This window comes from Streptomyces sp. NPDC085937, from assembly GCF_044540535.1.
Classification (GTDB): domain Bacteria; phylum Actinomycetota; class Actinomycetes; order Streptomycetales; family Streptomycetaceae; genus Streptomyces.
Window position 1 is genome coordinate 182,745 of record NZ_JBITSH010000005.1, and the last position, 17,750, is coordinate 200,494.

The following is a 17,750-nucleotide window of genomic DNA, read 5'->3' on the forward strand; positions in this document are numbered from 1 at the left end:
GGGCCGCCCCCGCCGTCAGCCGCGTGGAAAGTCGTCGGTTGTGAGAACGAGACCGACAACCGTCCTGGTCAGGTCGATCTCGATGCCGAAGCCGAAGCACACGCTGCCGTGGTACTTCCCGTCCTTCGGCAGCGTGTGCACATGCCACTCACCGGTGTACGGATCGACGATCAGGTACACCGGCACACCGGCGGCGGCGTATGCGTCCTTCTTCGGCCCGTAGTCGTTGTCCGAGGTCTTCTGCGAGATCACTTCGGCGATGAAGACGACATCTTCATGACGCCACCGCCCCTTGCTGTTCTTGGTCGCTCCCTCGGCCAGCAGGGTCACGTCGGAGGCGAAGCCGTTCAGGTGCCCCGGGTAGTCGATGCGGACGTCGGACTTCAAACGCCTGCGCGGGTATTTCGTACGCAGTTGATCGTAAACGTCCGCGATGATGTCCCAGTGGGTGTCCCGCTGCGGCGTCATGAAGATGTGCCCCCCGACGATCTCTGCCTTGTAACCCTCGGGGACGGGCATCTTCTCCAGCCACTCGAACATCGTGTCGAGCGTGAGTTCGTCGCCGCTCTCGGCCATCTCGATCCTGTCTTCGAGGACGGTCATCGTGGCGCTCCTCCCCGGCCGACGCTCGATGCGTACAGCCGCGCAGTACAACGATACGCACGGTGACCGGGGCACGCGGGACACTGGAGGCATGAGACTCTTCGCCGCCGTGCTGCCGCCCGAGGACGTGATCGAGGCGCTGGCCGTCGAGGTGGACGGGCTGCGGAAGCTGGACGGGGCCGGCGCCCTGCGGTGGACCGAGCGGGCCGGGTGGCACTTCACGCTCGCCTTCTACGGCGAGGTGGACGAGGAGACCGTGCCGGAACTCACCGCGCGGCTGGCACGGGCCGCGGACCGCACCGAGCCGTTCCGGCTCGCCCTGGCGGGCGGCGGCCAGTTCGGCCGGGGACGGGCGCTGTGGACCGGCGCGGCGGGCGACCTGCACACCATGCGGCTGCTGGCCGAGCGGTCCGAGGCGGCCGGGCGCAAGGCGGGCGTGGCGATGGACGAGCACCGGCGCTACAAGGCCCACCTGACCGTGGCCCGCAGCCGGGACGCCGTCGACGTACGGCCGTACCTCACGGCGCTGGAGGAGTTCCGCAGCCGGAGCTGGACCGTGGAGGAGCTGGTGCTGGTACGCAGCCACCTGCCCAGGTCGGGCGTCCCGGGCGAACAGCCCCGCTACGAGGCGGTCGCCCGACAGGCACTGGGCGCGGCCGGTTAGGCTCGACGGCGTGGACCCGAAGACCCGAAACCGGATCATGGCCGGTGCGCTCGTGATGATGTTCGTCGTGGTGGCTCTGGCGGCGGCACTCGGAAGGTAGCGCCGCCGCCGGCCGTCACCGCGTGCCCGCCGCTACCAGGCGAAGGCCTCCGGGGACGGCCCCGGGCCCGGGAAGATCTCGTCCAGCGAGGTCAGCAGCTCCTCGCTCAGCTCCAGCTCCACCGCGCGCAGCGCCGAGTCGAGCTGCTCGCGGGTCCGGGGGCCGACGATCGGACCGGTCACCCCGGGACGGGTGAGCAGCCAGGCCAGCGCCGCCTCGCCCGGCTCGACGCCGTGCTTCTCCAGCAGGTCCTCGTACGCCTGGATCTGCTTGCGGGCGACGGGGTCGGCCAGGGTGTCCGCGGCCCGTCCGGAGGCGCGGCGGCCGCCCTGGGCCTCCTTCTTGATGACCCCGCCCAGCAGACCGCCGTGCAGCGGCGACCACGGGATGACCCCGAGCCCGTACTCCTGCGCGGCCGGGAGGACCTCCATCTCGGCGCGCCGCTCGGCGAGGTTGTACAGGCACTGCTCGCTGACCAGGCCGATGGTTCCGCCGCGCCGGGCGGCGATCTCGTTGGCCTGCGCGATCTTGTAGCCGGGGAAGTTGGACGAGCCGACGTAGAGGATCTTGCCCTGCTGGATCAGGACGTCGATCGCCTGCCAGATCTCCTCGAAGGGCGTCGACCGGTCGACGTGGTGGAACTGGTACAGGTCGATGTAGTCGGTCCCCAGCCGCTTCAGCGAGGCGTCGACCGCCCGCCGGATGTTCACCGCGGACAGCTTGTCGTGGTTGGGCCACGGCTCGCCGTCGGCGCCCATGTTGCCGTACACCTTGGTCGCGAGGACGACCTTGTCGCGGCGGCCCTCGCCCTTGGCGAACCAGCTGCCGATGATCTCCTCGGTACGGCCCTTGTTCTCGCCCCAGCCGTAGACGTTGGCGGTGTCGAAGAAGTTGATGCCGGCGTCGAGGGCCGCGTCCATGATGGCGTGGCTGTCGGGTTCGTCGGTCTGCGGACCGAAGTTCATCGTCCCGAGGACGAGTCGGCTGACCTTGAGTCCTGTGCGTCCGAGCTGCGTGTACCTCATGAGTGTCAAGCCAACGTCTTGGAGTGCGCTCCATGCAAGCGCTTCAGGTGCCGGGGCGGCTCGTCAGGACGGCTTGTACGGGCCGCCCAGACCCCACTCCTGCCACATCGCCTCGGCGAACGCCCCCGCGATTCTGTGCTCGCCGCTCTCGTTGGGGTGCGTGCCGTCGTAGGTGTCCGTGTGGAAGTCGTACGTCGCCGGGGGCGGGACGAGCAGGATCGGCGAGCCCGGCTCGTCCAGCTCGGCGGCCGTCTCCGCCAGCAGGGCGTTGAACCGCCCGACCTGCCCGGCGAACGTCTCGTCGGCCTCCACCCGGATGTTGCGGACCACCGGCATCACCGCCATGCGCACGCCCGGGCGGGCCGCCCGCGCCTCGGCGACGAACGCGCGCACGTTGTCCGCGGTCTGCTCGGCGTTGGTGTAGAAGCCGAGGTCGATCAGGCCCAGTGACACCAGCAGCACGTCCGCCCGGCAGGAGCGCACGGCGTCACCGATCAGCGGGGCCATGTGGCACCAGCCCTCGCCCCAGCCGGCCAGGTGGGCCCGGGGGAACGCCGGGTCGGCGTACGCGTACGAGGTGGGGGCGTCCGTGGACGGGTCGTGCAGCGTCTCGCGCGGGCCGACCAGCGTGAAGGGCTCGCCGTACGCGGTGCACAGGTGCTGCCACAGCCGGTAGCGCCAGGTGTGTTCACCCGCGCTCCCGATCGTCATCGAGTCACCTACGGGCATGAACCTGAGCACCCGATCATCATGGTGGATCAGCACGTCGGCCGCGATGTGAGCCCGGACACCCGCACCGGCGGGGTCCGGCTGATGGCAGTCTTGGGTCATGCGCCGACCCTTCGCCCTGCTCGCCGCGGCCCTCCTGACGGCCTCGCTCGCCGTGCCCGCCTCCGCCGCCGACAACGACGACGGGAACGAGGGATTCACCATCAACGACCCGCGCATCACCGAGTCCAGCGGACTCGCCGCCTCCCGCCTGCACCCCGGCATCTACTGGACCCACAACGACAGCGACGACGGCCCCTACCTGTACGCCGTCGACAGCAGCACCGGTGACACCGTCGCCCGCCTCACCCTCACCGGCATCGGCACACCCCGGGACGTCGAGGCGATCTCCGTCGGCCCGGGCAACCGTCTCTTCGTCGGCGACATCGGCGACAACCTCGGCGGCACCTGGCCGTACGTGTGGATCTACGAACTCCCCGAGCCCGAGCAGCTCAAGGACGCCACCGTGCAGGCCACCCAGTACGTGGTGAAGTACTCCGACGGGCCCCGGGACGCCGAGGCGATGGTCGTGCACCCGAAGACGGGGCGGGTGTACATCGTCGACAAGCACGAGGACGGCGGACACCTCTACGAGGGACCGGAGAAGCTGTCGCCGGAAGGCGACAACGTGTTCAAGCCGATCGCGCCCGTCGAGCTGTGGACCACCGACGCCGCGCTCTCCCCGGACGGCCAGGACTTCGCCGTGCGCGGCTACTTCGGTGGCATCCACTACGCCTGGAACGGCGGCACGTTGCAGCGCAAGGGGCGGCTGAGCGTGCCGCTCCAGGGGCAGGGGGAGTCGGTGACCTACTCCGCCGACGGGTCCCGGCTGCTGTTCGGCAGCGAGGGGGAGCAGAGCGGCGTGGTGAGCCGCGAGGCCCCGGGCGCGGACGAGGGCGGGTCCAGCAGAGGCTCCGGCTCCCGCGCGGACGGCGACGGCAGCGCCTCCGGCGACGGGACGGGCGACTCTGTCAAGGTCGGCGGCGCGGTGGTGGTCGCCGTGGTCGTGGCGGCCCTGTTCGGCCTGACCAGGCGCCGGCGCAAGGGCTGAACGCAGGGCGTCAGGGCGTCTGTTCGGCCGCGCGCCGGGTGACGAACTCCGCCAGGCCGTCCAGGATGCGCTGGAGCCCGAACTCGAAGTGGTCGAAGGCGGAGCCGAAGGTGTCCTCCGAGAGCGCGGCCATGACCGGATAGCGGCCGCTGTTCATCGCCTTCTCCAGGGCGGGCCGCTGGGCCTCCCAGAACTCCGCGTCCGTCAGCCCGGAGCTGTGTTCGGCCTGCTCCTGGTACAGCTGCGTCCGGGCCGCCCCGACCACGTACCCGTCGATCATGACGATCACCGACAGCAGTTCGGGGTCGGACAGGCCCATCGGCTTGATCCGGGAGAACACCCTCTCCATGCCGTCCAGGGCGCTCGGGCCGAGGATCGGGCGGGACTGGTTGACCTCCAGCAGCCAGGGGTGGCGCCGGTAGAGGGCGAGGGTGGCCCGGCCCAGCGCCTCCAGGGCGGACCGCCAGCCGCCGTCGCCGAGGTCCGCGGGGTTCTCCGACGGGCGCTGCACCCGGTCCAGCATCAGGTCGAGCAGCTCGGCCTTGCCGGGCACGTAGCGGTACAGGGACATCGTGCCGGTGCCCAGCTCCGTGGCGATCCGGCGCATCGACAGCGCACCGAGGCCGTCCCGGTCGGCGACCTCGATCGCCGCCTCCACGATCCGCTCCAGGGTCAGCCCCGGCTTCGGGCCCCGGCTCGGCCGCTGCCCGGTGCCCCAGAGCAGGTCGAGGGTGCGCGCGATGTCGCCGCTGCCGCTGGTCTCCGTACCGCTTCCGCCGCTGCTCATGCGAGCAGTCTAGATCCGCGGGAAAAAAACTGGGTACGTCGTACGCGGAATCGGGTACGGTGTACTCGGTTTCTGGAAGGGGGACCCATGAAGGACGACGGGTACGCGGTGCGGGCCGAGGGGCTGGAGAAGCGGTACGGCGAGAAGCGCGCCCTGGACGGCTTCGACCTCACCGTGCGGGCGGGGACGGTGCACGGACTGCTGGGACCGAACGGCGCGGGCAAGACCACCGCCGTGCGGATCCTGTCGACGCTGATCCGGCTCGACGGCGGGCGGGCGGCCGTGGCCGGGCTGGACGTGGAGCGGCAGGCCCGCGAGGTGCGGGCGCGGATCGGGCTCACCGGGCAGTACGCGGCGGTGGACGAGGTGCTCACCGGGCGGCAGAACCTGGAGATGTTCGGCAGGCTGTTCCACCTCGGCGGGCGGCGCGCCAGGGCGCGCGCGGCGGAGCTGCTGGAGCAGTTCGACTTGACCGACGCCGCCGACAAGGGCGTCGGCGACTACAGCGGCGGCATGCGGCGCCGGCTGGACCTGGCGGCGTCGATGATCCTGACGCCGGCCGTGCTGTTCCTGGACGAGCCGACGACGGGGCTCGACCCGCGCAGCCGGGGCGAGGTCTGGGACTCGGTACGGGCGCTGGTGGCGGGCGGCACCACCGTGCTGCTGACCACGCAGTATCTGGAGGAGGCCGACCGGCTGGCCTCCCGGATCACCGTCATCGACCGGGGCCGGTCCATCGCCGACGACACCCCGGACGGGCTGAAGAACCGCGTCGGCGGCGACCGCGTCGAGGTCGTGGTGGCCGAACGGTCCGACATCCCGCGCGTGGTGAAGGTGGTCGCCCGGGTCGCCGACGGCGAACCCGAGTCGGACGAGACCGAGTTGCGGGTGCACGCCCCCGTGACCGACCGGGTGGGCGCGCTGACGGACGTCGCCCGCACCCTCCAGGACGAGGGCGTCCGGGTCGAGGACATCGGGCTGCGCAGGCCCAGCCTCGACGACGTGTTCCTGCGCCTGACCGGACACCGCACGGAGACGACGGAGAAGGAGGCGGCGGCATGAGCGCGCTCGACCTGACCGGACCGGCCGGGCGCGGTCGCGTGTACTGGGCGCTCGCGGACTGCTGGAACGTCGTCCGCCGCGGCCTGACCCACTACCAGCGCCAGCCGGTCAACATCGCCTGGCAGCTGGGCTTTCCGATCCTCTCCGTGCTGCTGTACGGCTATGTCTTCGGCAGCGCGATGCGGGTGCCGGGCGGCGGGGACTACAAGGACTTCCTGATGCCGGGCATGTTCGTGATGACCATGGCCTTCGGCTTCATCAACACCGCGACGGTCGTGGTGTACGACTCCACCAAGGGCGTCATCGACCGCTTCCGCTCGATGCCGATGGCGTCGTCGGCGGTGGTCGCCGGGCGCGGGGTGACCGACCTGATCGTCGCGTGCGCGGAGCTGGCCATCCTGATGCTGACGGCGCTGGTCATGGGCTGGCGCCCGGACGGCGGCTGGGGATTCCTCGCCGCGTTCGGACTGCTGCTGTGGCTGCGGTTCGCACTGATCTGGCTGGGCGTCTGGCTGGGACTCCTCGTCCCCAACCCGGAGGCGGCGGGCGGCCTCTTCGCGGTGGCCTTCCCCCTGACGATGATCTCCAGCATCTTCGTCGCCCCGCAGCTGATGCCCGACTGGCTCGGCTGGGTGGCCGCCTGGAACCCGATCTCCTCCACGGCCGCGGCGACCCGCGAACTCTTCGGCACCCCGGTCGGCGGCGGCGACTCGTGGGTCGAACAGCACGCACTGCTGATGGCGGGCGGGTGGCCGGTGATCCTGACGGCGCTCTTCCTGCCGTTGGCGGTACGGAGATTCCGGCGTCTGAGCAGGTGAGACGTGAAAGGGCGCCCGGTGGATCACCACCGGGCGCCCCTTCACGTGAGTGGGACTACAGCTGCTCGATCACGTAGTCGACGCACTTCGTCAGGGCCTCGACGTCCGACGGGTCGATCGCCGGGAACATCGCGACGCGGAGCTGGTTGCGGCCCAGCTTGCGGTACGGCTCGGTGTCGACGATGCCGTTGGCCCGCAGCACCTTGGCGACGGCGGCGGCGTCCACCTCGTCGGTGAAGTCGATCGTGCCGATGACCGCCGACCGCTTCGCCGGGTCGGTGACGAACGGGTTCGCGAACTTCACGTCCTCGGCCCAGCCGTACAGGGTGCGCGCGGAGGTCGCGGTGCGGCGGACCGCCCAGTCCAGGCCGCCCTGGCCGTTGATCCACTCCAGCTGCTGGTTCAGCAGGAAGAGGGTCGACAGCGCGGGGGTGTTGTACGTCTGGTTCTTGCGGGAGTTGTCGATCGCCGTCGGCAGGGAGAAGAACTCCGGGACGTGCCGGCCGCTCGCGTGGATCCGCTCGGCGCGCTCGATCGCGGCCGGGGAGAACACGCCGATCCACAGGCCGCCGTCGGAGGCGAAGGACTTCTGCGGGGCGAAGTAGTAGACGTCCGTCTCGGCGATGTCGACCGGCAGGCCACCCGCACCGGAGGTGGCGTCCACCAGGACGAGGGAGCCCTCGTCCGCGCCGGCCACGCGCTTGATCGGCATCGCGACGCCGGTGGAGGTCTCGTTGTGCGTGAAGGCGTACACGTCCACGCCCGCCTCGGCGACCGGCTCCGGGTGCGTGCCCGGGTCGGCGGAGATGACGTCCGGCTCGGCGAGCCACGGGGCCAGCTTGGCGGCCTTGGCGAACTTGGAGCTGAACTCGCCGAAGCTGAGGTGCTGCGACTTGTTCTCGATCAGACCGTGGGTCGCGATGTCCCAGAACGCGGTGGAGCCGCCGTTGCCGAGGACCACCTCGTACCCGTCGGGGAGCTGGAACAGCTCGCCGACGCCCTCGCGCACCTGGCCGACCAGGTTCTTCACCGGCGCCTGGCGGTGGGAGGTGCCCAGCAGGGACGTACCGGTCGCGGCCAGCGCGTCCAGCGCTTCCGTCCGCACCTTGGAGGGACCCGCACCGAAACGACCGTCGGCGGGCTTGATGTCAGCAGGAATCCGGATCTCAGCCACGACCGGAGCCTAGCGGCTGGAGGAAACCCGGGCGCAACATCGTCCGTCCGCTGAGACGAGCCGCTGAGACACTCTTCACCGGGACGCATCACCGGGACACGTCACCGGGACGGGTGGCGGGCGGACCGGGGGGAGGTCCGTCCGCCACCCGCGTCACTCACCCGCCGAGCGTCACCGGCAGCTCGTACAGGTCGTTCTGGGTCACCACCGGCTTGTTGCGCAGCTCACCCGCCGTGACCGCCAGGTCCAGCTTCGGGAAGCGGGCGTACAGGGCCGGCAGGGCCACCCCCGCCTCCAGGCGGGACAGCGCGGCCCCGGGGCAGACGTGCGGGCCGTGCCCGAAGGAGATGTGCCGGTGCGGGCTGTCCCGGGTGATGTCGAAGTCGCCGGCCGTCGGGCCGTGCTCCTGCTCGTCCCGGCCGATCGCCGCGTACGACACGATCAGCGCGTCCCCGGCGGGCAGCACCTTGTCCCCGACGGGGACGTCCTCCGTGGCGAACCGGATCAGCACGTGCGAGGTCGGCGTGGACCAGCGCAGCGTCTCCTCGACCACCGCCGACCAGTCCGCCTTCCCCGACAGCACCAGCTCGCGCTGGTCCGGGTGGGTGGAGAGGTTGACCACCGCGTTGACGATGAGGGAGATCGTCGTCTCGTGCCCGGCCGCCACCATCAGCTGGAGCGTGGCGACGATCTCCTCGTCGGTGAGCCGGTCCCCGTCCTCCGACGCCTGGATCAGCGCCGACGTCAGGTCGTCGCCCGGGTTCTCCCGCTTGGACGCCACCGTCTCGGCCATGATCCCGGCGAGTTCGGTGAGCGTGGCGAGGACCTCCTCCGGCGGGGTCTGCGTGGAGAAGAACTTCTCGAACAGCTCCTTCAGCCGCGGCAGCCGCTCCTCCGCCAGCCCCATCAGGTCGGCGATCACGTACATCGGCAGCGGGTAGGCGAAGACCGCCTTCAGGTCCACGCTGTCGCCGGGCTGCGCGGCCACCTGGTCCAGCAGGGAATCGGTCAGCTCGGTGATCCGATCCCGCATCCGCTCCACCCGTCTCGGGGTGAGCGCCTGGGCGACCAGGGTGCGCAGCCGCCGGTGGTCGGCGCCGTCCACGGTGAGCATCGAGCGGGGCGGGTTGGCCAGCCCGATCAGCGGCCAGTCCGGGGCTATCTCCCCGCGCTGCCAGGCGCCCCAGACGTTGATGTCCTTCACCAGCCGCGGGTCGGTGAGCAACTTCTTCGCCTCGGCGTGGTGGGTCACCGCCCACACGGGCACGTCACCGGGAAGGGTCACGGCGGCCAGCGGACCGGCGGCCCGCAGCGCGGCGCTCTCCGCGTCCAGGTCGGAGACGAACGGGTCGAGGGGGATGCGGGTCTGTTCCGTGTCGGTCGCGGTGAGATCCGTACCAGCCGTCATGCGAGCGAGCCTCCAAGGGCGGGAGTGGGTGTGAACGTGACCGGCAGCTCGGACAGGCCGCGCAGCCAGGGCGACGGGCGGCGGGAGAGGGCGCCGGCCGGCACGGCCAGGTCGATGTCCGGCAGCCGGTCCAGGACGACCTCGATACCGGTCCGGGCGATCACCTCGGCGATCTCCTGCGCGGGGAACGGACAGCGGTGCTCGCCGTGACCGAAGGAGAAGTGCGCGCTGTTGCTGCCGGTGAGCGCCGAACCGTCGGTGCGCACCTGCGGGTCGGAGTTGGCGCCCTGGAGCCCCAGCAGCACCATGTCGCCGGCCCGGATGCGGCGCCCGCCGAGCTGTGTGTCGCGCGAGGCCCAGCGCGCCGCCACGTTCTGCGTGGGGGTGTCCTCCCACAGCACCTCGTTCATCGCCTCGGCGATGCTGTTGCGGCCGCCGAACAGCGAGGCGGCGAACCGGCTGTCGGTGAGCATCAGGTGCAGCGAGTTGCCGATCCAGTCGGCGCTCGGCTGGTGCCCGGCCGCCATCATCACCATCAGGTCCTGGACGATCTCCTCGTCCGTGAAGCCCGAGGTGTCGGCGAGCATCCGGGAGGCGACGTCCTCCGCGGGCTCCTTGCGGCGTTCCGCCACCAGCTCCGTCATCGACGTGAACAGGTGGGTCTGGCCCGCGAGCGCCCGCTCCCGCCCGTCGATCATGTCGTTGAGCGCGGTGACCAGCGCGGGACCCCTGTCGTCGGGGAACCCGTACAGCCGGGCCAGCACACGCACCGGCAGCAGCATCGCGAACTCGCCGATGATGTCGGCCGACCCGCGCGGGCAGATGGCGTCGATCAGCTCGTCCGCGAACCGCTCGGCGTGGCCGCGCAGTTCGGTCGGGTCGACCGCCTCCAGCGCGTTCACCATCATCGCGGCCCGCTCCCGGTGCCGCTCGCCGACGGTGTAGAGGATGGACGGCTGGCGGCGGCCGATCATCGGCAGCAGCGGCCAGTCGTCCGGGATGTTCTCCCACTGGTTCCACAGCTCGGAGTCGCGGCTGAACAGCACCGGGTCGCCGGTGATCTGGTGCAGTTCGCGGTAGCCGAGGACCAGCCAGGCCGGGGCGTCGCCGTCGAGCACGACCGGCACCACGCTGCCGTGCTGCCGACGCAGCTCGCGGTAGACGCGCGCCGGGTCGTCCTGCAGCAGGGGGCCGCTGAAGGGGACGGCGTCGGGGACGGAGGCGGGACTCACACCAGCTCCTGACGGGGGGCTCGGGCCGGATCGGCGTACAGGGCCTGGATGTGCTCCACCAGCGTGATCAGCACGATCTTGCTGGACTCACGGGACCGCGCGTCGCAGTTGACCAGCGGGACGTGCGGGTCCAGGTCCAGGGCCTCGCGGATCGCCTGCGGGGTGAAGGTGGGACCGCCGAAGTCGTTGCAGGCCACGATGAACGGCGTGCCGTGCCGTTCCAGCCGGTCGATGGCGTACCAGGAGTCGTCGATGCGCCGGGTGTCGACCAGCACGACCGCGCCGAGCGTGCCGGAGAACAGCCGGTCCCACAGGAACCAGAAGCGCTCCTGCCCCGGCGCGCCGAACAGGTACAGCACGTTGCGCTCGTCGAGCGTGATGCGGCCGAAGTCGAAGGCGACGGTGGTCGCGGTCTTGCCGCGCACCCCGCTGACGTCGTCGACGCCCTCGCCGGCCTGCGTCATCGTCTCCTCGGTGTTGAGGGGACGGATCTCGCTGACGGAGCGGACCATCGTCGTCTTGCCGGCGCCGAAGCCGCCCACGACCACGATCTTCAGGCCGTTGTCGGCCGACGCGCCCAGCGGGGTGCGCGTCTCGGACGCCACGGGCGTCTCAGAGGTTGCGGAGTCCAACGAGCACCTGCTCCAGGATGTCGGGGTCGGGTACGGCGGCTCTTCGGGGGTGCCGGGCGCTGACCCGGCCCGCCGCGAGGAGGTCGGACAGCAGGATCCGGGTGATGCTCACCGGCAGCTTCAGCTCGGCCGCGATCTCCACGACCGCGGTGGGCCGTCCGGTGAGACGCAGGATCGCCGCGTGCTCGGACTGCATGCCGGGCACCGGGTCGCATTCGGCGACGACCAGGGTCACCAGGTCGAAGGGGTTGTCGGGCCCGGACCGGCTGCGCCCTCCGGTGAGGGTGTACAGCCGGTCGGGGGCGTCGTCCCTGCCGGGCCGGCTCATGAGCTGCGCGGCAGCGCGGTCAGGTGCTCGCCGAGCTGCTCCACCAGTTCGCTCATGTTGTGACCGATGAGTCCGGCGTCCGCGTCCTCCGTGGTGACGACGGCCAGGTGCGCGCCCTCGCCCGCCTCCACGATGAACAGCACACCGCCGTAGAACTCGGTCATCGCCGACCGCACCCCGCCGGTGCCGTCGCCGAACTCGACGGAGGCGCCGTGGGACAGCGACTGGATGCCGGCCGCGATCGCGGCGAGCTGGTCGGCCTGGTCGGCGGAGAGCTCGGGCGTGCGGCACAGTTTCAGGCCGTCACGGGACAGCACGAGCGCGTGCCGCGCGCCCGGCGTGCGCTCCAGCAGGCCCTCGATGAGCCAGGTGAGCTTCTCGTCCGCGGTGGTCGTGCCGGTCATGAGGTGGTGTCGCCTTCCGAAGTCACGGGGGTGGGTTGCGATACGGGGGTCGGGTCGGGGGTGGTGGCGTCCGACGCGGTGACGAGGTCACGGGCGGCCGGTGTGCTGCCCGCGTCCGGGTCGGCCGTGTCGTCCGGGGTGGGGGTGCGCACGGCCTGGCGGAAGCTGCTGAAGCGGGCGGTGCGGGCCCGGGTCTCCTCGGCCGTGGGGGCGGGCCGGGGCTCGGCGGCCCGGCCGGCGGCGCCGCCCCGGCGCTCCGCCTCGGCGAGGGTGCGTCCGCGGCGCCGGCGGGGCAGCACCAGGGGCGATGCGTCGTCGTCGGGGGACGGGGACGCGTGGGTGGGCACCGGGTCGGTGTCGAGGTCGCCGCCGGAGCGGGCCGCCGCGTAGGAGGGCGCGGGGCGGGTGGGGTCGGGCGTGAGGGCCGTCGTGCGCTCCGTTTCCGGGCGGCCGGCGGTCACGCCGGGCGTGGTGGTGGTGACGGCGGCGGAACCGTGATCGGCCTCGGGCTCGACGGCACCCCCGACGCGGGCTCCGGGGCCGGTCTGCGGTCCGGTTTCGGTGTCGGGGCGGGCCTGCGGTCCGGGTTCGGCGTCGCGGGCGGCCTCGGTTCCGGTCTCGGTGTCGGCCTGTGCTCCGGTTTCGGCGTCGGGGCCGGTCTGCGTTCCGGTCCCGGTGTCGGAGGCGGCCTGGAGCGTGAGTCCGGTGTCGGACATGGCCTGGGTCCCGGCCTTGGCCTCGGGTCCGGCGTCGGTCCCGTTGCCCGCTTCGGGCCTGGATCCGTCCGTGGGGCCGGCCTGGGTGCCGGCTGCGGCCGTGCGTCCGGTCCCGGGTTTGCCCTGGGTTCCGGTTCCGAGCTCCGCTTCGGACGGGGTCGTGGGCCCGCCACCGGCTTCGGACCGGGTCACGGTCCCGGCCCGGGGCGCGGCCTCGGCCTCGGTCGCGGACCCGGCATCGCCGGGGCGCCCGCCGCGGCGCTGGGGCAGCTCCGTGGAGTCCGGGGTCGCCGCCCCGGACTCCGGGCGGCCGGGCTCGTCCTTCGTGCCCTTCGTGACCTTCGTGCCGTTCACGGCGGCCGTGGGCGTGCGGGCCGTCGGGGCGGAGGCGCCGGACGGCACCGGGGCCGCCCCCGGCTTCACGGGCGCCGCGTCCGCCGGTACGAGGATGTCCTGGGGCAGCAGCACCAGGACCCCCGTGCCGCCGCGCGCCGACGGCCGGTACGACACCCGCAGCCCGTACCGCCGGGCCAGCCGGCCGACCACCGCGAGGCCCAGCCGGGTGCCGGTGAGGCCGCCCAGCCCGGTGGACTCGCCGGAGACGGCGCCCTCGGCGCGGCGCAGCTGTGCCTCGCCCATCACCAGGCCGCTGTCCTCGACGGACACGATGACGCCGGCCGGGACCTCCTCGACGTAGACGTGGACCTCGGCGGTCGGCGGGGAGAAGTTCGCGGCGTTGTCGAGGAGTTCGGCGAGCGCGTGCATGACGCCCTCGGCGGCGTGCCCGGCGACGGAGGTGTCGCTGGCGGAGTGGACGCGGACCCGCTGGTAGCCGGCGATGCGGCCCATGGCGCCGCGCAGGATCGACTCCATCGGGATGGGCCGGGCCCAGCGGCGGCCGGAGCGGGCGCCGGTGAGGACGGCGACGGAGTCGGCGAGGCGGCCCGCCTGGGCGGTGCGGTGGTCGAGGTGGAGCAGGTCGGCGAGGACCTCCTCGTCGTGGTGCTTCTCCTCCATCGCGCGCAGGTCGGCGAGCATGCCGGTGGCCAGCGCCTGCATACGGCCGGCCGCGTTGGCGGTGGCGGACAGCGCGGCCGAGCGGCCGCCCTCGGCCTCCCGCAGCCGGGTGGTCAGCCGCGCGTTCTCCCCGGCGAGCCGTTCGCGTTCGCGCGCCAGCCTGTCGCGCTCCTCGCGCAGCAGGTCACGCTCCCGCGTGGACTCCTCGGTGAACTGGGCCAGTACGGCTTCGTGTTCGGTGGTGACGCGGTCCAGTTCGGCGGTGTGCCGCTCGGCCGACCGCGCCAGCTCCGCCGTGTGCGCGTCGTCGAGCCGGGTCCGCTCCTCGGCCCGCTCGTGCGCCAGCCGGGCCAGTTCCGCCGTGTGCTGTTCGTCGAGGCGCTCACGCTCGGCGGCCAGGGTCTCGGCGAGGCGGGCCCGTTCCTGGTCCAGTTCGCCGGACAACCGGGCGCGCTCACGGTTGAGTTCGCCGGTCAGCCGCTCGTGCTGACGGCGGGATTCCTCGGTCAGCCGGGAGCGTTCCTGGAGCAGCCGGCCGACGTCCTGGGTGACGGCCTCCAGCCGGGCCCGGGCGGCACGCGCCGACAGGGTGGCGTACGCGGCGGCCGTGACGGCGGCGCACAGCAGCACGGAGGCGACCACGCCGGTCACCAGGACGGCGTAGACAGCGGTGTCCGGCACCAGGAAACAGGAGGCCACGACCACGACCGCGCAGATCGCGGCGGTGAGCACGGGGACGGGCAGCAGGCTGCGGGGGGTGGGGCGGTCGCCGGGGAGCAGGGGGGAGGTCATCAATCAGGGTCCTCGGTCAGGTCCTCGGTCGGTCCGCGGGCGTGCGCCGTCGTGGCTGCGCGGCCCTCGGGCGGGTTCCATGGGACGACGCCGGACCTGAGGCAGGGGTCGCTTTGCGAACGAGGTCCGACAACTGCGCGCAACTCGCGGTCACTATATGGGAGTTCGTGATCGGCTTGGGAAGATTCTGCTTCCGTTTTTGGTTAAACCGTCACGACGGGGCGTCCCGGACATGCGCAGGGACGGGTGTGCCGACGTCCGCGCCGCGCTCCGGCGGGGGCATCCTGAAGGCATGACGGATCACCGGGAACTGCCGGCGGCGCTGCGGGCGGCAGTGCGCGGAGAGGTCGACTTCGGGGTCACCGCGCGGGCGCTGACCACGATGGACGCCTCCAACTACCGGAGGGTTCCGCTCGGCGTGGTGGCGCCCCGGGACGCCGACGACGTGGCGGCCGTGCTGTCGGTGTGCCGGGAGCACGGTGTGCCCGTGGTGCCGCGCGGGGGCGGGACGTCGATCGCGGGGCAGGCGACCGGCACCGGCGTGGTGCTCGACTTCACACGCCACATGAACCGCCTGCTGTCCCTCGATCCGGACGCGGGCACCGCCGTGGTCCAGCCCGGCCTGGTCCTCGACCGTCTCCAGGAGGCCGCCGCACCGCACGGCCTCCGCTTCGGCCCCGACCCGTCCACCCACGGCCGCTGCACGCTCGGCGGAATGATCGGCAACAACTCCTGCGGCTCCCACTCGGTGGCCTGGGGCACCACGGCCGACAACGTGCGCACCCTGTCGGTGATCACCGCACGCGGCGAACGGCTGCGCCCCGGACCCGGCTGGGCGGGCGCCCCGACGGGCCTGCGCGAGCTCGTGGACGGCGAACTGGCGCGCCTGCGCACGGGCTTCCCCGACCTGCCCCGCCGTATCTCCGGGTACGCGGTGGACGCCCTGCTTCCCGAAAACCGCGCCGACGTCGCCCGCTCCCTCTGCGGCTCCGAGGGCACCCTCGCCGTGCTCACCGAGGCCGAGCTGACCCTCGTGCGGGCGCCCCGCGCGCGGGCGCTCGCCGTGCTGGCGTACGCGGACGAGAGCGGGGCCGCGCAGGCGGCGGCCGGGCTGCTGCCGTACCGGCCGCTGACGGTCGAGGGCATGGCTGCCGACCTGGTGCCGGCCGGCGCGGACCTGCCGCGCGGGGCGGCGTGGCTGTTCGTGGAGACCGGCGGGGACACGGAGGCGGAGGCCCGCGCCGCCGCCGAGGCGGTCGTGCGGGCGGCGGACGTCGTGGACGCGCTGGTGGTCACCGACCCGGCCCGGCAGCGCACCCTGTGGCGCATCCGGGAGGACGCGAGCGGGACCGCGACCCGCATGCCGGACGGGAGTGAGGCCTGGCCCGGCTGGGAGGACTGCGCGGTGCCGCCCGCCCGGCTCGGCGACTATCTGCGGGACTTCCGGGCGCTGCTCGCCGAGCACGGCCTGCGCGGCACGCCGTACGGGCACTTCGGGGACGGCTGCATCCACGTCCGCATCGACTTCGACCTGCTGACCGGGCCGGGCGTGGCCCGCTTCCGGCGCTTCTCGGAGGAGCTGGCGGACCTCGTCGTCGCCCACGGCGGCTCCCTCTCCGGCGAACACGGCGACGGACAGGCGCGCGCCGAGCTGCTGCCGCGCATGTACGGCGCGGAGACGGTCGCCCTCTTCGAACGGGTCAAGGGCGTGTGGGACCCGGACGGCCTGCTCAACCCCGGCATGCTGGTCCGCCCCGCGCCCCTCGACGCGGACCTCCGCTTCTCCGTCCTGCCGCGCGGACCGGTCGACGTCGCCTTCGGCTACCCCGCCGACGCCGGCGACTTCTCGGCCGCGGTGCGGCGCTGCGTGGGCGTCGCCAAGTGCCGTACGACGTCCGTGTCCGGGTCCGCCGTGATGTGCCCGTCGTTCCGGGCGACGGGCGAGGAGGAGCACTCCACGCGCGGGCGCGCCCGCCTGCTGCACGAGATGCTCGCGGGTGAGGTGGTGACCGACGGCTGGCGATCCACCGAGGTGCGGGACGCGCTCGACCTGTGCCTGTCCTGCAAGGGCTGCCGATCCGACTGCCCGGTCGGCGTCGACATGGCCACCTACAAGGCGGAGTTCCTGCACCACCACTACGCGGTCCGCCGCCGTCCCGCCGCCCACTACGCGATGGGATGGCTGCCGGTGTGGCTGTCCTGGGCCGCCCGCACCCGGACGGCGGGGGCGGCGAACGCGCTCGCGTCGGTCCGGCCGCTCGCGGGGCTGGCGAAACGGCTCGGCGGTATCGCTCCGGAGCGGGACATCCCGTCTCTGGCGACAGAGCCGTTCAGCCGCTGGTGGCGGAGGAGGCGGACGCCTGCCGCGGCCGGCGGTCCGCTGGTGGTGCTCTGGCCGGACACCTTCACCGAGCACCTGTCGCCGTCGGTGGGCCGGGCGGCCGTACGGGTGCTGGAGGCGGCGGGGATGCGGGTGGTGCTGCCGCCGACGCTGCGCCCGGCGCCCGGCGGACGGGTGGGGGACGCGCGGTCACGCTCTCCGCTGTCCCTGCTGACGGCACGGCGCGGGCGGGTCTGCTGCGGCCTGACGTACATCTCCACGGGCCAACTGGACCGCGCCCGCGCGGTGTTGCGGCGGACGCTCGACCTCCTGGAGCCGGTCCTCGCCACGGACGCGCCGCTGGTGGTCCTGGAACCGAGCTGCGCGGCCGCCCTGCGCACGGACGCCCCGGAACTCCTCCACGACGATCCGCGTGCGGCGCGTCTCGCCTCCCGCGTCCTGACGTTCGCGGAGGTGCTGGAGCGGCACGCCCCCGACTGGCGTCCGCCCATCCTGAACCGTCCGGTCACCGGCCAGACCCACTGCCACCAGCACGCGGTCCTGGGCGACGGCCCCGACCGCAGACTCCGGGAAGCGGCCGGTCTCACCGGGGAGTTGAGCGGGGGCTGCTGCGGCCTGGCGGGCAACTTCGGCTTCGAGAAGGGCCATGCCGACGTCTCCCGCGCCTGCGCGGAGGAACAGCTGCTGCCGTCGGTACGGGAGGCACCGGACGACGCGGTGGTCCTGGCGGACGGCTTCTCCTGCCGTACCCAGCTGGAGCAGCTGGGAGGTGTGCGGGGCCGCCACCTCGCGGAGGTCCTGGCGGAGGCGCTGGAGGAGGAGTGACGT

The 17,750-nt window shown here is 72.7% G+C and carries 16 protein-coding genes; 5 read left to right on the forward strand and 11 right to left on the reverse strand.

All coding sequences use genetic code 11. The features are described from left to right. Positions 1 to 15: 15 nt before the first annotated feature. Positions 16 to 603: a Uma2 family endonuclease gene (locus tag ACIF8S_RS13535; protein WP_399999234.1), complete on the reverse strand. Its 588-nt coding sequence runs from the start codon at positions 601 to 603 to the stop codon at positions 16 to 18. A gap of 91 nt (positions 604 to 694) precedes the next feature. On the opposite strand from ACIF8S_RS13535, the gene thpR reads away from it, so the two are divergent. Then, positions 695 to 1,267, forward strand: coding sequence for an RNA 2',3'-cyclic phosphodiesterase (gene thpR / locus ACIF8S_RS13540; RefSeq protein ID WP_399999236.1), 573 nt, complete (start codon positions 695 to 697; stop codon positions 1,265 to 1,267). Positions 1,268 to 1,399: 132 nt separating this feature from the next. Here the strand turns inward: thpR and ACIF8S_RS13545 are convergent, their stop codons facing one another. Both ACIF8S_RS13545 and ACIF8S_RS13550 read right to left on the reverse strand, forming a co-directional pair. Continuing rightward, the gene (locus ACIF8S_RS13545) at positions 1,400 to 2,392 is read right to left on the reverse strand and encodes an aldo/keto reductase (RefSeq protein WP_399999237.1); all 993 of its coding nucleotides are present in this window, start codon (positions 2,390 to 2,392) and stop codon (positions 1,400 to 1,402) included. Between the two features lie 63 nt (positions 2,393 to 2,455). Further along, on the reverse strand, positions 2,456 to 3,133 hold the full coding sequence (locus tag ACIF8S_RS13550; protein ID WP_349798800.1) for an SGNH/GDSL hydrolase family protein: 678 nt from the start codon (positions 3,131 to 3,133) through the stop codon (positions 2,456 to 2,458). Between the two features lie 88 nt (positions 3,134 to 3,221). On the opposite strand from ACIF8S_RS13550, the gene ACIF8S_RS13555 reads away from it, so the two are divergent. Beyond that, a complete protein-coding gene (locus tag ACIF8S_RS13555) occupies positions 3,222 to 4,211 on the forward strand; it encodes a WD40 repeat domain-containing protein (protein WP_399999239.1) in 990 nt (329 codons plus the stop codon). Between the two features lie 10 nt (positions 4,212 to 4,221). Here ACIF8S_RS13555 and ACIF8S_RS13560 read toward each other — a convergent pair whose 3' ends face one another. After that, entirely contained in the window at positions 4,222 to 4,998 is a 777-nt protein-coding gene (locus tag ACIF8S_RS13560) for a TetR/AcrR family transcriptional regulator (RefSeq protein WP_399999240.1), read from the reverse strand. An 87-nt stretch (positions 4,999 to 5,085) separates the two neighbouring features. On the opposite strand from ACIF8S_RS13560, the gene ACIF8S_RS13565 reads away from it, so the two are divergent. Beyond that, positions 5,086 to 6,060, forward strand: coding sequence for an ATP-binding cassette domain-containing protein (locus ACIF8S_RS13565; RefSeq protein WP_399999241.1), 975 nt, complete (start codon positions 5,086 to 5,088; stop codon positions 6,058 to 6,060). Then, entirely contained in the window at positions 6,057 to 6,878 is an 822-nt protein-coding gene (locus tag ACIF8S_RS13570) for an ABC transporter permease (RefSeq protein WP_399999242.1), read from the forward strand. Before ACIF8S_RS13565 ends, ACIF8S_RS13570 begins: the two co-directional genes overlap by 4 nt. Positions 6,879 to 6,933: 55 nt before the next feature. Here ACIF8S_RS13570 and serC read toward each other — a convergent pair whose 3' ends face one another. The 7 genes from serC to ACIF8S_RS13605 form a co-directional block, all read right to left on the reverse strand. Continuing rightward, a complete protein-coding gene (gene serC / locus ACIF8S_RS13575; RefSeq protein ID WP_399999244.1) occupies positions 6,934 to 8,052 on the reverse strand; it encodes a phosphoserine transaminase in 1,119 nt (372 codons plus the stop codon). A gap of 157 nt (positions 8,053 to 8,209) precedes the next feature. Then, positions 8,210 to 9,460 (reverse strand): cytochrome P450, encoded by a 1,251-nt coding sequence (locus tag ACIF8S_RS13580; RefSeq protein WP_399999246.1) that lies wholly within the window; start codon positions 9,458 to 9,460, stop codon positions 8,210 to 8,212. Beyond that, positions 9,457 to 10,692 carry a cytochrome P450 gene (locus ACIF8S_RS13585; protein WP_399999247.1) on the reverse strand — a complete coding sequence of 412 codons (1,236 nt, stop codon included), beginning with the start codon at positions 10,690 to 10,692 and terminating at the stop codon, positions 9,457 to 9,459. The genes ACIF8S_RS13580 and ACIF8S_RS13585 overlap by 4 nt, the downstream gene beginning before the upstream one ends. After that, on the reverse strand, positions 10,689 to 11,273 hold the full coding sequence (locus tag ACIF8S_RS13590; RefSeq protein WP_037722564.1) for an ATP/GTP-binding protein: 585 nt from the start codon (positions 11,271 to 11,273) through the stop codon (positions 10,689 to 10,691). The genes ACIF8S_RS13585 and ACIF8S_RS13590 overlap by 4 nt, the downstream gene beginning before the upstream one ends. Positions 11,274 to 11,304: 31 nt before the next feature. After that, positions 11,305 to 11,652 (reverse strand): DUF742 domain-containing protein, encoded by a 348-nt coding sequence (locus tag ACIF8S_RS13595; protein WP_048460105.1) that lies wholly within the window; start codon positions 11,650 to 11,652, stop codon positions 11,305 to 11,307. After that, positions 11,649 to 12,056: a roadblock/LC7 domain-containing protein gene (locus tag ACIF8S_RS13600; protein ID WP_024884220.1), complete on the reverse strand. Its 408-nt coding sequence runs from the start codon at positions 12,054 to 12,056 to the stop codon at positions 11,649 to 11,651. Before ACIF8S_RS13600 ends, ACIF8S_RS13595 begins: the two co-directional genes overlap by 4 nt. Continuing rightward, entirely contained in the window at positions 12,053 to 14,581 is a 2,529-nt protein-coding gene (locus ACIF8S_RS13605) for an ATP-binding protein (protein WP_399999249.1), read from the reverse strand. Before ACIF8S_RS13605 ends, ACIF8S_RS13600 begins: the two co-directional genes overlap by 4 nt. Before the next feature lie 292 nt (positions 14,582 to 14,873). Here ACIF8S_RS13605 and ACIF8S_RS13610 point away from each other — a divergent pair, with 292 nt between their 5' ends. Further along, positions 14,874 to 17,747, forward strand: coding sequence for an FAD-binding and (Fe-S)-binding domain-containing protein (locus ACIF8S_RS13610; protein WP_399999250.1), 2,874 nt, complete (start codon positions 14,874 to 14,876; stop codon positions 17,745 to 17,747). Positions 17,748 to 17,750 lie beyond the last annotated feature (3 nt).